Source organism: Pectobacterium artocarpous (assembly GCF_046159765.1).
Lineage (GTDB): Bacteria > Pseudomonadota > Gammaproteobacteria > Enterobacterales > Enterobacteriaceae > Pectobacterium.
Genome location: NZ_JBJXVK010000003.1, coordinates 155769 through 170873 on the forward strand (window position 1 = coordinate 155769; position 15105 = coordinate 170873).

At 54.5% G+C, this 15105-nt stretch carries 13 protein-coding genes; 8 read left to right on the top strand and 5 right to left on the bottom strand.

The features are described 5' to 3' along the window. Nucleotides 1-11: 11 nt before the first annotated feature. The 7 genes from ACKQAD_RS02780 to envZ all read left to right on the top strand — a co-directional run bounded on the left by ACKQAD_RS02780 (nucleotide 12) and on the right by envZ (nucleotide 7524). Nucleotides 12-1028: a PLP-dependent cysteine synthase family protein gene (locus ACKQAD_RS02780; RefSeq protein ID WP_409158742.1), complete on the top strand. Its 1017-nt coding sequence runs from the start codon at nucleotides 12-14 to the stop codon at nucleotides 1026-1028. A 10-nt stretch (nucleotides 1029-1038) separates the two neighbouring features. Beyond that, nucleotides 1039-2196: an NAD/NADP-dependent octopine/nopaline dehydrogenase family protein gene (locus tag ACKQAD_RS02785; protein ID WP_409158743.1), complete on the top strand. Its 1158-nt coding sequence runs from the start codon at nucleotides 1039-1041 to the stop codon at nucleotides 2194-2196. Nucleotides 2197-2233: 37 nt separating this feature from the next. Then, on the top strand, nucleotides 2234-3484 hold the full coding sequence (locus ACKQAD_RS02790) for an MFS transporter (RefSeq protein ID WP_409158744.1): 1251 nt from the start codon (nucleotides 2234-2236) through the stop codon (nucleotides 3482-3484). After that, nucleotides 3477-4637: an ABC transporter substrate-binding protein gene (locus tag ACKQAD_RS02795; RefSeq protein WP_409158745.1), complete on the top strand. Its 1161-nt coding sequence runs from the start codon at nucleotides 3477-3479 to the stop codon at nucleotides 4635-4637. Before ACKQAD_RS02790 ends, ACKQAD_RS02795 begins: the two co-directional genes overlap by 8 nt. A 67-nt stretch (nucleotides 4638-4704) precedes the next feature. Next, nucleotides 4705-5115, top strand: a complete 411-nt coding sequence (locus tag ACKQAD_RS02800; protein ID WP_409158746.1) for a ParB N-terminal domain-containing protein — start codon at nucleotides 4705-4707, stop codon at nucleotides 5113-5115. A 331-nt stretch (nucleotides 5116-5446) separates the two neighbouring features. Next, a complete protein-coding gene (ompR, locus tag ACKQAD_RS02805; protein ID WP_005969424.1) occupies nucleotides 5447-6166 on the top strand; it encodes an osmolarity response regulator transcription factor OmpR in 720 nt (239 codons plus the stop codon). Beyond that, entirely contained in the window at nucleotides 6163-7524 is a 1362-nt protein-coding gene (gene envZ, locus ACKQAD_RS02810) for a two-component system sensor histidine kinase EnvZ (RefSeq protein ID WP_409158747.1), read from the top strand. Before ompR ends, envZ begins: the two co-directional genes overlap by 4 nt. 194 nt (nucleotides 7525-7718) lie before the next feature. Here envZ and pckA read toward each other — a convergent pair whose 3' ends face one another. The 5 genes from pckA to ACKQAD_RS02835 form a co-directional block, all read right to left on the bottom strand. Then, nucleotides 7719-9338, bottom strand: coding sequence for a phosphoenolpyruvate carboxykinase (ATP) (pckA, locus tag ACKQAD_RS02815; RefSeq protein ID WP_409158748.1), 1620 nt, complete (start codon nucleotides 9336-9338; stop codon nucleotides 7719-7721). Nucleotides 9339-9535: 197 nt separating this feature from the next. Next, nucleotides 9536-10405 (bottom strand): Hsp33 family molecular chaperone HslO, encoded by an 870-nt coding sequence (hslO, locus tag ACKQAD_RS02820; RefSeq protein ID WP_409158749.1) that lies wholly within the window; start codon nucleotides 10403-10405, stop codon nucleotides 9536-9538. 90 nt (nucleotides 10406-10495) lie between these two features. Beyond that, entirely contained in the window at nucleotides 10496-10906 is a 411-nt protein-coding gene (gene hslR, locus ACKQAD_RS02825; protein ID WP_409158750.1) for a ribosome-associated heat shock protein Hsp15, read from the bottom strand. A 117-nt stretch (nucleotides 10907-11023) separates the two neighbouring features. Next, nucleotides 11024-11710 (bottom strand): GMP/IMP nucleotidase, encoded by a 687-nt coding sequence (yrfG, locus tag ACKQAD_RS02830; RefSeq protein WP_409158751.1) that lies wholly within the window; start codon nucleotides 11708-11710, stop codon nucleotides 11024-11026. A 118-nt stretch (nucleotides 11711-11828) separates the two neighbouring features. After that, a complete protein-coding gene (locus ACKQAD_RS02835; RefSeq protein WP_409158752.1) occupies nucleotides 11829-13976 on the bottom strand; it encodes an intracellular growth attenuator family protein in 2148 nt (715 codons plus the stop codon). A gap of 436 nt (nucleotides 13977-14412) precedes the next feature. Here ACKQAD_RS02835 and nudE point away from each other — a divergent pair, with 436 nt between their 5' ends. After that, on the top strand, nucleotides 14413-14970 hold the full coding sequence (nudE, locus tag ACKQAD_RS02840) for an ADP compounds hydrolase NudE (RefSeq protein WP_409158753.1): 558 nt from the start codon (nucleotides 14413-14415) through the stop codon (nucleotides 14968-14970). Nucleotides 14971-15105: the final 135 nt, after the last annotated feature.

The following is a 15105-nucleotide window of genomic DNA, read 5'->3' on the forward strand; positions in this document are numbered from 1 at the left end:
GGAGCAGAACCATGATCCTGAATAAAGTAACTGATTTGATTGGTAATACGCCCGTTATACAAATTCCGGTTCCCTATCGGGATACGCGTTTGTTTTTAAAAGTGGAGAAGAACAATCCCGGCGGCAGCATGAAGGACCGCATGGCGCGAAACATGATTGTCGCCGGGCTGAAGTCAGGCAAAATCCGCCCCGGCGGCACCATTGTTGAGTCATCATCGGGCAATACCGGCATCGGGCTGGCGCTGGCGTCGATTGAATACGGTCTGCGCTTTATCGCCGTGGTCGATCATCATGCGGCACAGGACAAAATTGCCATCATGCGCGCGCTCGGGGCGGAAATTCGCTATGTCTCCGGTGACTATGGCGAGGATGAAGTGGCGGTGGTGGAACGCCAGCGCATGGCGGCACAGTTGGCGCAGGACATTCCCGGTGCGGTGTTTATGAACCAGTCGGACAACGCGGCGAATGCGGGCGGCTATGCCGATTTTGTCCGCGAGCTGTTCAGCCAGATTGGTAAGATCGACGCGTTTGTTGGCTGCGTGGGCACCGGCGGATCGATGACCGGTATTTCACACGGTCTGAAAGTCCATAACCCGGATATCACGACCATTGCGGTTGAACCGGTGGGGTCTATCGTCTTCGGCCACCCCGGCAAACCTTATTATCAATCCGGCACCGGTACGCCAGCAGGGGATACTGTGGGGCTGGTGCTGGATTACAGCTGCATCGACTGTGGTGAGCAGGTGTCGGATGCGCAGGCGTTTGAAACGGCACGCTATATCGCACGGCACTACGGCCTGCTGGTCGGCGGTTCGACGGGTGGGGTGATCTATAAAGCGCTGGAGCTGATCTATCAGGATCGTATCGGTGGCAACGTCGTGCTGGCGATCGCCGACGGCGGGGAAAAATACCTGCATACCGTGTTTAACGAAGAGTGGCTGGCGTCACGTAATCTGACGGACAGCAGCGTGTGGCACGATCTGGATCGCTGGCTGGGCAACGCGATTTCTCTGGAGCAGGCAAGCTAAGGAGTCAAGGATGACCGAAACGCTGAGCGGGCAGCCGCTTAACGTGGTGATTTGCGGGGCTGGCAAGACCGGCCATCTCACCACGGTACTGTTTAAGCAACTGCCGGACGTCAAGGTGACGTTACTGGGCAGCCATCCTCGTTTGCCGGAAGCCTATCAGCAGCACGGTAAACGGCTACACGCGCTGCTGCCGGATGGCGAGACGCTGACGGCCACGCCGGACTGTGTGACCTGCGACCCGGCGGAAGCCTGCCGCGACGCGGATGTCGTGATTATTACCGTTCCCGCCAACTTCCGCGCCGATCTTCTGGCGCGGATCGTTCCCCATCTGCCCGCCGACAAGCCGGTTTACGTTGGCGCGATCCCCGGTTTTTGCGGTTTTGACTGGCTGGCCGAACGTGAGCTGGCTGCTCGTCCAAACGCGGTGATTTGGGGCATGAAGGACGTCGCGCACATCGCGTTTGATTTGCTGCCCGGCCAGTCGATCAAAATGGGCGGCGAAAAGGCCACGCTGTATGTTGCCACGCATCGGCGCGAAACGGCTGAAAGCCAGCAGGCGCTGATGGTGCTGCTGCAACGGCTCTATTCCGCGCCGGTGGTGCTATTGCCGGATTATCTGGAGATCACGCTGACGCCGGGTAACCCGATTATGCACAGTGCGGTGATTTATGGCCTGATTGGCCCCTACGGTCAATGGCATGCCAGACCGTTCTCGCAGCCGCTGTGCTGGTGGAACGATTGCCCGGAGCTTGGCGCCTATTATCTGGAACGCATGGATGAAGAGAACCAGCAACTGTGCGCCGCGCTGGAAGCACGCCTCGGCGTGCGCCTGGACTCGGTACTGCCGCTCAAACAGGAGATTATCGATGCCTATGGCGATCAGATTGCCAATGCGCATACGATGCTCTCTGTACTGCGCACCAATCAGGCTTACCACGGCATCGGTTTGCCGCTGCGCAAGTATGATGCTGGCGGGTACGTGTTTGATACGCAGCATCGGGTATTTCAGGAGGATATCGCCTACGGTCTGAGCCTGCTGGTGACGATTGCGGAGAATCTGGCGGTTAGCGTGCCATACATTGAGGAAGTCTACCGGTGGTGCAGCGATTATATGGGCGCGTCCACGCAGGATCGTCCCGACTATTTTCCGTCACAGTGGCTGAAATGAGGCGGGGTGACGCCGTGGAAGCAGAAGGAGCTGGCGCATGCGCTTGAGCGGGCAGGTTGCGTTCATCATCCACTTTATGTTTGTCGTACAACTGGTGGCGATGGGGGCGATGGAGATGAGCGGGCCGTTTTGGCCGCTGCATCTGGAAAGTATGTCGTCCGGCGCGGAACTGAGTATCGCGGGGATTGCCGTGTACGTCGGGCCAATGCTGGGCATCATGCTGACCAGCGCCTTCTGGGGACGGATGGGCGATCGGCTGGGCAACAAAGCCATGATGATCCGCGCGCTGTTTGGGCTGGCGTTGACCCAGCTCGGGCTGGCGTGGGCGAATGATATCTGGACGATAGTCGCGCTGCGCTTTATTCAGGGCGCCTGTGCAGGCTATATCGCCCCCGCGCAGGCCTATGGCGTCGCGGTGGTTAGCCCATTACAGCGCACGCGGCTGTTCGCCTGGCTTCAGGTTTCCACCAACGTGGGATCGCTGCTGGGCGCGATTGTCGGCGGGCTGATCCTCGATTACCTGAACTTCTTCTGGATCAACCTGAGTGCCGCGATCCTGTGTGCGCTGTGCGGCATGACCGTAGCGCTGTTCCTGCCGCATGTCGCCCCCGACGTTCCTGTTGCCCCGCCTGCGGACGCGCAGGTGAAGGACACGCCGCGCAGGCGGTTTTGGGCACTGTCGCCGATTTCCGGTCTGCTGCTGATTTCTGGCCTGCTGCTGACCAGCCGCATGATTCCGCAAACGCCGTTTTCCCTCTACATGGACAGTTTTTTTCAGGTGGATAAATGGATTATCGGGCTGTGCTATGGTTTGCAGGCGACCGGTGTGATTGTCTCCGCTTCTCTGTGGGCGCGCTATTTTGAAAATCTCACGCTGTCACAGACGCTGAGCCGTCTGTGTGTGGTCATGCTGGCCTGTGCCATTGTGACGTTGATGGCTGCCACGATCCTGAATATTGCTATTTTCATTCCGCTTTATTTCCTGTGGGGCGTGCTGTTGGGGGCGACGACGCCGGTTCTGATGGCGCTGATTTCCCGCGCCGCGGGGGCTGGACAGCAGGGTTACCTACTTGGCGTGGCGCAAAGCGTCAGCCAGTTTGCCTCGATTCTGGGCATTTCTTTGGGCGGATTGGTGCTCTACTCCCCCGGGCTACGTTCGCTGTTCTTCTGCGTTGGCGCCGCCTATCTGGTGACCTTTCTGGTTTCGCTGATGCTGCTAGGACGCCTGCGGAGACAGGCGGAAAAGCATGACGCTCTCTCGACAAAGGGAAATATCGAAAATGTGTAATTGTTGGACGCGGCAACATGGCCGTCGGTTATTACTGGGTGCGCTGTTGATGGTAGGCCTGTCGCCGCTGGCGGGACACGCAGAGAAAAGCGGGCAAACCTCAACCGTCATCAAGGACGTGCTGGGGCGTGAGGTGAGAGTCAACACGCCGGTGCAGCGCGTTATGTTGGGAGAGGGGCGTCAGCTTTATCTGGTCGCGATGCTCGATCGAGACGATCCGGCGAAAAGGATTGTCGCCTGGCGGCGCGATCTGATTCAGTCCGATCCGGCAACGTGGCACCAGTATCGCGATCGTTTTCCTCAACTGGCGAAAATCCCGACGTTCGACGGCACGGAGAAGGGCACGTTTGACGTGGAGCAGGCGGTGTCGCTCAAGCCGGACGTCATCATTATGAACATTGAGGCGCAGCGGGCGATTGTCGATGCGGGCTATGACCGGATACTGGATAGTGTCGGTATTCCGATCGTGTATGTCGATTTCCGTTATCACCCGTTGGAAAACACCGCGCCGACCCTGCGTCTGTTCGGCAAGCTGTTTCATCAGGAAGCGCGTGCCGAAGCGTTTCTTGCGTTCCGTGAGGCGCAGCTAAGACGCGTTTCCGACGTATTGGCGGCCAAAAAACCGCGTTCTCCGCGCGTGTTTATTGAGCGATTGGGGGGGTACACCGATGAATGCTGCCTGACCTTCGGCCGGGATAACTTCGGTAAGTTCGTGCAACTGGCCGGTGGCGATAACGTTGCGGCGAAAAATGCGCCGAACACGTTTATGCAGATGCACCCGGAACAGGTGATTGTGGAAAACCCGGAAGTGGTGGTGATCACCAGCGGCAACTTTGAAGCCTTTGTGCCAGGCGGACGCTGGATTGGGCTGGGGCCGGGGCAGGACATGACGGAAGGGCGCAAGCGGCTTGAATGGTTTTTGGGACGGCCTGCGTATACCAACACCGTTGCGAAACAGCAACGCGCGTTCCATGCCATCTGGCATCAGTTTTACAACGGCCCCTATGATTTCATTGCGATTCAGCAATTGGCTGAGTGGTTCCACCCTGATCTATTCCGCGATATCAATGCGGATGACACCTTCCGCCAGCTTCATCAGCAATTCTTACCGGTTGACTACCAGCCGGGTTATTTCGTCAGTCTTGAGCAGTAAGTCAATAAGAGGCGGCTCCGGTAGATAAACCGGAGCTACACGAGACCGTAACGTCAGGAGGTGGATAATGTTTGAAGGTATGAGTTACCACATTGCTCTTACGCCCGTGCAGTTCCTGCTTCCCTCTGAAAATGTTGATATGTCGAACGTGGAGTGTCTGATGGAGGATATTTGCCGCTGTGGCTGCTGGACGACACCGGTGCCGATAGAGAAAGAGACTGGGATTATTATGGACGGCAACCATCGGCTACGTGCGGCCACCGAACTGGGGTTAAAGCACATACCTTGCGCGCTGCTCGATTACGAAGATCCCCGCGTATCGGTTTACCATTGGAAGACCGGACAACCTTTTTGCAAGAATCTGATTATGCAGACGATCGTGACGGAAAAGAGCCTGTTTCCCTATAAAACAACGCGCCACTTTTTCCAGCCCGCGCTGCCGTCGGTGAGTGTGGTGTTGGATCAACTCATGCGTTAACCGCTTCATGCTATCGCCCCGTCTTAGGGCGATAGCCCCTCCTGCTTTTCCTTTTCCCTGTTTTGCCACCACCGCGTTTTTTTATTAGCGGCGACGTTACTATAATCATCGTGAACAAGAGAATCATCGTAAGCTACGATCTTCGCTCGCTGCAACCATCGTAACTCGCCGATTATTTTATGACTGACGGCAAAGGAAATGATTGATTACACGAATTTTAATATGCTTTGTAACAATTTTGCCTAGAATGTATACCAGAAACGACTGTCAGTAATTCGTATGTTTCTGAACAATAGCAGCGTCGGCGCTATTACGCCTTTGGAGAAAGAGAATGCAAGAGAACTATAAAATTCTGGTTGTAGATGACGACATGCGGTTGCGGGCGCTGTTAGAGCGTTATCTGACCGAGCAGGGTTTTCAGGTACGTAGCGTAGCCAATGCTGAACAGATGGACCGTTTACTCACCCGTGAATCCTTTCACCTCATGGTGCTGGATCTGATGCTGCCGGGCGAGGATGGGCTGTCCATCTGCCGTCGCTTGCGTAGCCAGAGCAACCCAATGCCGATCATCATGGTGACGGCGAAAGGGGAAGAAGTGGATCGTATCGTCGGACTGGAAATCGGTGCGGACGACTATATTCCTAAACCTTTCAACCCGCGTGAACTGCTGGCTCGCATCCGTGCGGTGCTGCGTCGTCAGGCGAATGAACTGCCAGGCGCGCCGTCGCAGGAAGAAGCCATTATCGCGTTTGGCAAATTCAAGCTGAATCTGGGCACGCGCGAAATGTTCCGCGATGATGAACCGATGCCGTTGACCAGCGGCGAATTTGCCGTGCTCAAGGCGCTGGTCAGCCATCCGCGTGAGCCGCTGTCCCGCGATAAACTGATGAATCTGGCCCGTGGCCGTGAATACAGTGCGATGGAGCGTTCCATTGACGTACAAATTTCTCGTCTGCGCCGTATGGTGGAAGAGGATCCGGCGCACCCGCGCTATATTCAGACCGTGTGGGGTCTTGGCTACGTGTTTGTCCCGGACGGCAGTAAGGCATGATGCAATGGCGCTTTTCTCCGCGCAGCTCATTTGCACGGACGTTGCTACTGATTGTCACGTTGCTGTTTGTCAGTTTGGTCACCACTTATCTGGTGGTGCTCAACTTTGCTATTTTGCCGAGTTTGCAGCAGTTCAATAAAGTGCTGGCATACGAAGTGAGAATGCTGATGACGGACAGCCTGCAACTGGAAGATGGCTCCACGCTTGAGGTGCCGCCTGCGTTCCGGCGTGAGATTTACCGCGAATTGGGTATATCGTTGTACACCAATGCGGCGGCGGAGGAAAGCGGCCTGCGTTGGGCGCAGCACTACAAGTTTCTGAGTGAGCAGATGGCGCAACAGTTGGGCGGCCCGACGGATGTGCGCGTTGAGGTCAGTAAGAACACGCCGGTGGTGTGGCTGAAAACCTGGCTGTCACCGGACATTTGGGTGCGCGTTCCCCTCACTGAAATTCATCAGGGCGATTTCTCGCCGCTCTTCCGCTATACGCTGGCGATCATGCTGTTGGTGATTGGTGGCGCTTGGCTATTTATCCGGGTGCAGAACCGACCCTTGGTTGAGCTGGAGCATGCGGCTTTGCAGGTCGGCAAGGGCATTATTCCGCCGCCGTTGCGTGAATATGGTGCCTCAGAAGTGCGTTCCGTGACGCGCGCCTTTAACCAGATGGCCTCTGGCGTGAAGCTGCTGGCCGATGACCGCACGCTGTTAATGGCGGGCGTGAGCCATGACCTGCGTACGCCGCTGACGCGAATTCGTCTGGCGACCGAAATGATGGGTAAGGAAGATGACTATCTGGCGGAGTCGATCAATAAGGATATTGAAGAGTGTAATGCGATTATTGAGCAGTTCCTCGACTACCTGCGTACTGGTCAGGAAATGCAGACGGAAGTGGCCGATCTGAACGCCATTATGGGTGAAGTCGTGGCATCAGAGAGCGGTTATGAACGCCAGATCGACAGCGAGTTTGCTACCGGCGAACTGCTGGTGTGCATCAGTTCGCTGTCGATAAAACGGGCGGCGCTGAATCTGGTGGTGAATGCGGCGCGTTACGGTAACGGCTGGATAAAAGTCAGTACCGGACGTGAGCTACAGCGCGTGTGGTTTCAGGTCGAAGATGACGGAGAAGGCATCGCGCCCGATCAGTTGAAGCATCTGTTCCAGCCGTTTGTCCGTGGCGACAGCGCCCGCACTACCAGCGGGACGGGGCTGGGGCTGGCGATTGTGCAGCGTATTATCGATGCGCACAATGGTGTGCTGGATGTCGGCACCAGCGAACGCGGTGGGCTCTGTGTCCGTGCGTATTTGCCGCTGCTCTCGGAAGCTTTGGTAGCAGATAATGGTGCGGCAAAAGAGTCATAACCTTAATGCCGATCGTTTAAGAACCGAGATACACGGAGCGACCACGGGGCGAGGTGTCCCTGCGGGAACCTCATTCCCGTGTTCTCCTAAAATGAGGCTTTAGGCACCAGTATGAATCATGAGTCTCTTTTTCAGTCCTAAAATAAGAAAGGCGCGGAGTCCGCGCCTTTTTCGTTATGGACTCTCTTCAGTGTTTAGCGCTTTGGTCCTGCTTTCACCAGCGCTGCGCCTGCCGGAGCATCGGTGTATTTATCGAAGTTGGTGATAAAGCGCTGTGCCAGATCGTCCGCTTTTTCCTGCCACTGTTCGACGCTCGCGTAGGTATCACGCGGGTCGAGAATGTCAGGGTTGACGCCGGGTAGTGAGGTTGGGATAGCCAAATCGAAGACAGGGAGCGTCTGCATTTCTGCATCATCGATGCTGCCGTTCAAAATAGCGTCAATAATCCCGCGGGTATCCTTAATCGAGATACGCTTGCCGCTTCCGTTCCAGCCGGTGTTCACCAGATACGCCTGCGCGCCAGCCGCTTTCATGCGTTTTACCAGCACTTCAGCATACTGCGTTGGGTGCAGCATCAGGAAGGCCGCACCGAAGCAGGCGGAGAATGTTGGCGTCGGTTCCGTTACGCCGCGCTCGGTTCCCGCCAGCTTGGCGGTAAAGCCGGACAAGAAGTGATACTGCGTTTGGTCGGACGTCAGGCGAGAAACGGGTGGCAATACGCCGAACGCGTCAGCCGTCAGGAAGATCACTTTCGTCGCATGGCCCGCTTTGGAAACGGGTTTAACGATATTCTGAATGTGGTAGATCGGATAAGAGACGCGGGTGTTCTCGGTTTTGGAACCGTCGTTGAAGTCTACAGTACCATCTGCCAGCACCGTGACGTTCTCCAGCAGCGCATCACGTTTGATGGCACCAAAGATATCCGGTTCGGCTTCTTTGGAGAGCTTGATCGTTTTGGCATAGCAGCCGCCTTCAAAGTTGAAGACGCCGTCGTCGTCCCAGCCGTGTTCGTCATCGCCAATCAACTGGCGTTTGGGATCGGTGGAAAGTGTGGTTTTGCCGGTACCAGACAGACCAAAGAACACCGCCACATCGCCTTTTTCACCGACGTTTGCCGAACAGTGCATGGAGGCGATGCCTTTCAGCGGCAGCAGGTAGTTCATGATGGAGAACATCCCTTTTTTCATTTCACCGCCGTACCAGGTGCCGCCGATTAGCTGGATGCGCTCTGTCAGGTTGAACGCGACAAAGTTCTCGGAGTTCAGCCCCTGTTCCTGCCAGTTCGGGTTGGTGCATTTTGCGCCGTTCATCACGATGAAATCCGGCTCAAAGCCTTCCAGTTCTTCATCGCTCGGGCGGATAAACATGTTTTTGACGAAATGCGCCTGCCAGGCCACTTCCGTCACGAAACGCACGCTGAGACGGCTGTCTGGATTCGCGCCGCAGAAGGCATCGATGATGAACAACCGTTTGCCTGAGAGTTGCGTGGTGACGAGCTGCTTCAGGTGCGTCCAGGTTTCCTGGCTCAATGGGTGGTTATCGTTCTTACCTTTACCTTGATCAGACCACCACACGGTATCGCGCGTAACGTCATCGCGCACGATGTATTTATCTTTCGGGGAACGGCCGGTAAAGATGCCGGTATCGACGGCTACTGCACCCAGTTGAGTTTCTATACCGCGTTCATAGCCTTGTAGAGTAGGGGAGCGTTCTTCTTCAAAAAGCAGTTCATAGCTGGGGTTGTAGACAATATCGCGGACATCGTGGATTCCATAAGCCGTCAGGGCTTGTGGGGTAATACCGTTGATCTGCATGTTGCTACTCCTCAAATTATAGTCGTACTACTAAACATTGTAGGGAGTGAGCTTATTTTAACCGCGATAGCAATCATAAAATTAAATAAATTCATTAATAACTTTGCTTATTTAGGGTGTTTGAAAAATAATCATGGTGGTTTGCTGGTGGGAAAATAAGCAAAATACAACGGGTACATTCGTACCCGTTAAAACGATTAATGCAACAGATTTCCTGATGAATCATGCCGTATGGCACGGATGTCCAGTGAATTAAACAAGTAGTGCGTACCACAATAATCACAGTGCATATCGATTTCACCGTCCTGCTCGATCATTTCATTGACCTCCTGTTCGGACAGCGTCATTAATGCATCGGCGCAACGATCGCGCGAACAGTGGCAGCGGAATTCGACATCCTGTGGTTCATACACGATCACCTCTTCCTGATGGTAAAGGCGGTACAGTACCTCGGCCGCGGGCAGGGAAAATAGCTCTTCAGCTTTGACCGTGGTGGTGAGCTGCGTGAGATGATCAAAATCATCACGATCGGCATCCTGTGCGGGCAATACCTGAAGCAGCATGCCGGCGGCCGCCTGATTGCCCTCGTGCTGTCCGGTACGGATAAACAGTCGTGTCGGCAACTGCTCGGACTGTTGGAAATAGCTCTCCAGACAGTCGGCAACGGTTTCACCTTCTAAACCGACAACACCCTGATAACGCTCACCTTCCGTCGGCGTAATGGTAATCACCAGATAGCCATTGCCGACCATCTCTTTCAGCGAACTCCCCGGTGCGATATCCCCTTGCAGGCGGGCAACGCCGCGCATTTGCTGCTGGTGGTCGCCGTTAATTACCGCCAGTTTCAGTGGACCGTCACCCTGAAGCTGAACGGTAATATCGCCGCTGAATTTCAGCGTGGCCGTCAACAGGCTGGTGGCAACCAGCATTTCACCCAGTAACGTTTGCACTGCAGACGGATAGTCGTGGTTGGTCAGAATACGTTGATACGTCTCGTTAACGGTGACCAGTTCGCCACGAACGGCATAATTTTCAAACAGGTAACGGTGTAATTGGTCGTGAGCCATAGTGTTTTCTCGTCGTAATGGTGCGGCGATGAGGTGCGGTCTTCTCCCTATTGTCACCAGTTTGATGACCAACAAATGAAGGGTGGAGCGTTATTCCTGATCGCTGTATTTAAATTTAATCAGATCGCGTCGCTCTTTTTTATCAGGGCGGCGATCGGGGTGTGGCATCGTTAGCGCATTCATTTTCCGCGCCAGCGCCAGCTTTTCTCGTTTCTTAATACTTTCGGCTGTTTCCTGATACAGCGTCTGCGCCTCTGTCGCACTTCTGCGCTGGCCGCTGACGGCCAAAATGACCACGGTGCGTTCATCATTGCCCTGACGCAGTTTAACCTCGGCATTCAGTTCGACCTGTTTGCTCGGCTTACCGCGTTGTCCGTTATAGTGCACTTTGCCGCCGTCGATCATCTCGCGGGCAATGGCCCGGGTTTTATAGAAACGGGCGGCCCAGAGCCATTTATCCAGACGAACGGCGTCGTCGGCCTGCTCGGTAGCTTTCACCATCAATCCCCCTGATTATCCTAATGCCGATCGTTTAAGGATCGAGATACTGGGGGCGACCACGGCGCGAGGCATCCCTGCGGGAACCTCATCGCCGTGTTTCCCCCTCAGGCCACTGCATTATCCGGCGTTAACGGAGTGGCGCAGGGCTGGTAGCAGCGCAAGATAGTCGTTCATTGACGGATGTTGCAGGAATGCCTTTTCCTGCTGGCCGGAATCTGGATTACGTACGCCCAGACAGTAATGGATACCGAACGTTTTCGCGGCATCCAGAATCGGCTCGCTGTCATCTACGAATAACGTTCTGGCGGGGTCGAAGCCGGTTTGCTGTTGTACGGCCTGCCACAAGCGCTGATTCTCTTTCGGATACCCATAAGTATGGGTGGAAAGTAATAAATCAAGGTGTTGATCCAGCCCCGTGTGTTCGATTTTTACCGCCAGACTGTGTGGGTGGGCGTTGGTTAGCAGAATCGTCTCTTTGCCGCATTCGCGCAGCGCCGCTAAAAACGGCGTGGTGTCATCGCGCAGTCGGGCACGTGCGCCGATATCCGTCGTCATTTTATAGATGTCCAGATCCAGACGTTCTGACCAGTAATCGAAACAGTACCAGTTTAGCGTGTGCTGAACGGCACGATACTCTTGTTCGATAAGCTGGTGTGCCTGCTCAAGGCTGATATGGCGTTTTTCACTGAGCGACTGTGGCACCAGTTGAAGCCAGAAATAGCTGTCAAACGCCAGATCGAGCAGCGTGCCATCCATATCCAGTATCACAGTGTCGATGTTGTGCCAGTTAACGTGGGGATTCATAACGACTCCAGATGTTGCGCCGTGCCATAGGGATGATGAAGCTGGAGGCGCGCAATGCAATAGTGACGGGAAACCGATTCCGCTAGGTTAGCATAACCGCAGAACGGGCACGATGCCGTTAGCGGGGGAGCAAGGGACGGTTGTCCGGGAACGCATTCGTCATCATGTTGAACCGAGAAGCGTAATAGCGCTGAATATCGCTAACGCGTTTCTGGCTTTTACGCATTTTAATGCCGGTCAGAACCGCATTAACGATAAACGTTGCAGAAAACAGCAGCAGCAGCAGGCAACTGCCGAGATAGCGCCAGACGGTAATAACGTCGGGTTCGCTGTGCAGGCTGATGTGCTGCGTTCCGTTGGCATCGGTGCTGAGGTGGGTGATAACGCCCGTGGCATTAAACGGGGTATGCAGCAGCATCGCTGAAAGCCGCTGGAGTTCCTGCCACTGATCCGATGGGCGGTACTCATTGAGCGGCATCGGCGGGAGCGGATGGCTGACGAACTGCTTTCCTTCGCCGCTGCGAATCAGGAATCCACCCGGCGGTGGGCTGTTCAGCGACTCTGCCGCGTTATTGATTTCCTGATAGAAGAATTGCTCGGTAGAGCTGTTGACCAGGGATTCCAGCGTTTCCGCACTGACGGCGGGCAGCACCACATTCATGCCTTTCAGCGTGCCGGAGTTGGCGTCTCTTACCAGTGTATTCCAGTTTTTGACGTCGCTCAGATTCACCAGCGCATTCTTCAGGCGGGAGCAATCGTTTTCCTGTTTACACAGATCTTGCGTTCTCAGGACAACGTCAGCGAAGTTTTTCAACAGGATCAGCCCTGATTTCTGGATCGTGGATGCGAGCTGGGAATTAACCTGACCTTCTTTTTCCGCTTGTGGGTGGAGTTGACTGTTGACGGATTTCAGCAAGGCAGAGGCTTTTTCAATCGTCTCGGATTCCGGTAATGGCAACGGCGCGGCTTTATTCCAGTAAATGGCGGAACAGTCGAATGGGCTGAACGCGTAGGACGACGGCGTGGAGACGGGACGAATTCCTGAGGGCACATAGCACATGCCGTTGCCATGCACCGCCAGCGTATCCCCAATGCGGATCTGAGCCTTTTCCAGATCGCTGACCTGCGTGACCTCAATACGTTGTGCGCCCTGAAGCCAGGCCAGACTGAGCTTGAGCGGCAGTTCAAGCTGCACGTTGGTAACCAGTAAAATCAGGCTGAGCAGTGAACCAACGGACAGCAGCAGATTCCTGCCCCAGCGCTGTAGCGGGAAATTTTTCACTTCATCATGCAGTGACAGGTGTTCTCCCTGACGGATGACCTGTCGATTGAGGTAGATATCGACATCCGTTTTTCTGCCTAGATCCTGTGTGATGTAGGGTTGCCAATGAGGCGGGTAAATCAAATCGATATTACCGAGCGAGATATTGCCGAGCGTCCCCTGATTGGATTCGCCAAACAGGCCTAAGCCTTGTGGCGTGCCGTGAAGGCAGTGCACATCCCGCAGTTCCTGAGCGGACGGCGATCGAAAAAGTTGCCACAGGCTCCAGCCCGCTGATAAGGATGCGGTGCCGATCAGCCAAGGGAGCAGGGTGACAGGGCTATTCAGGCTAATGAACAAGAGCAGAAAAGACAGGCAGAGTACGGCGGTTTCCTTCAAGCCCGCAGAGTGATGCATGGCGTGTTCTTCACGTGTTTCCTTACGGATCGTGACCAACTCGGCATGCTCACTGCCTTCCTGATAGATGGAGGCATTAGGGAGAGGAATTTCGCTCGGTAGTGGAGCCAGTGGGCGATCATCAAGGCACTCTGTTAGCGAGTGCCCGTTCAGGGAAATCACCAGCGGGATCGAGCGTGTCTTTATCAGTTCTACGGTGTTATTTTCGGTAATGAACTGCTCCCAACTGGGCGGCAGATGGATTTCTTGTGTATTGATGTAGTAGCGCCACTTATTCTGGGCATCGGTGCTCAGGCCGTAGCGGGTTATCGTATGGGTGATGGGGTAAACCCGATTACTTTGCAGGGAACGCGGCAGTTTTGGCTGCGCATTCGGTGTATCAAGCGGCGTGGTTTGCTGGCTGTTTTCCTGAGCCAGATAACGTTCAACGGCGATGCGTTCATCTTCAGTTAGCCGTCGGGGAAGCGATTGCGAAACGGGTAATGGTGGGGTAGATAAGAAACGACGGCGCAGTCGGTAGCCGACAAGACCTCCGGTCACGATCAGACAGGCAAGCAATATCGCCAATAAGGTAAATATTGTGCTCATGTCATCTCCCTTCCAAAACGCGAGGCTCCTTGTTTTCGCCGGAGTTTAACAAAATTATACAATTGATGATAACCCGTATGGCATTGTTTTCTTAGATTAATAAGATAATTGTGCATAGAATTAATCGCACAAGGTGATAATAGTAACAAGCAAAAAACGCTTCATGAATGAGGATATTCCTATTTTTCTTACGTTATTGACTTTTAGCGGCGCTTTCTCATACAGGATGTACCCTGTATGTTGCGCACACGTAAATTCGTCGTCACGATAGTTGCAGCGAAGGCGACTGTTAACGCACAATGTGAACAGAATCAAAAAGAATATTTACGATCTCTTCTTACTCCAGCAGCATGCCATATTCAGATTGCATTAAACGCAGTCTCCCATGGGGGTTGGACTAAGATGCCGTTCTGGTCGTAACGCTCTGGGGGCATCAATGAGTCAAAACCTGCAAAAACCTAAAATCCTCAAGGTAGAAACGGTAGCACGTTCGCGCCTGTTCAATGTGGAATCCGTCGATCTTGAATTTAGCAACGGAGTACGTCGGGTTTATGAACGGATGCGCTCAAGCGGTCGGCAGGCAGTGATGGTCGTCCCGGTCATTGGTGATGAACTGGTGTTGATCCGTGAATACGCCGTCGGCATTGAGGAATACGAATTAGGCTTCCCCAAAGGGCTGATCGATCCCGGTGAAACGGTCTTTGAAGCCGCTAATCGCGAGTTGATGGAAGAAATCGGCTTTGGGGCGGAGCAGTTGGAGTTACTGGTGACATTAACCATGGCACCCTCCTATTTTTCCAGCCAGATGAATATTGTGGTGGCGCGCGGGTTGTATCCGCAAAGTTTGGAAGGGGATGAACCGGAGCCCATGCCGCAAATCCGTTGGCCTGTGGAGAACATGATGTCGTTGTTGCAAGAGCCTGATTTCCGTGAAGCACGTAACGTCAGTGCGTTGTTTCTGGCTCACGACTGGCTGCGTCGTACACCCCGCTAATTTCCTGTGACATAACGGAAAGCACACGTCTTTTCCGGTGATATTGGTCACACATCCCTTTTTAACTCGTTGTCGTGACCGATGCGGACGTCTATAACGTCTGCACAGGGCGTGACTGATGAATGAAGGCGAACC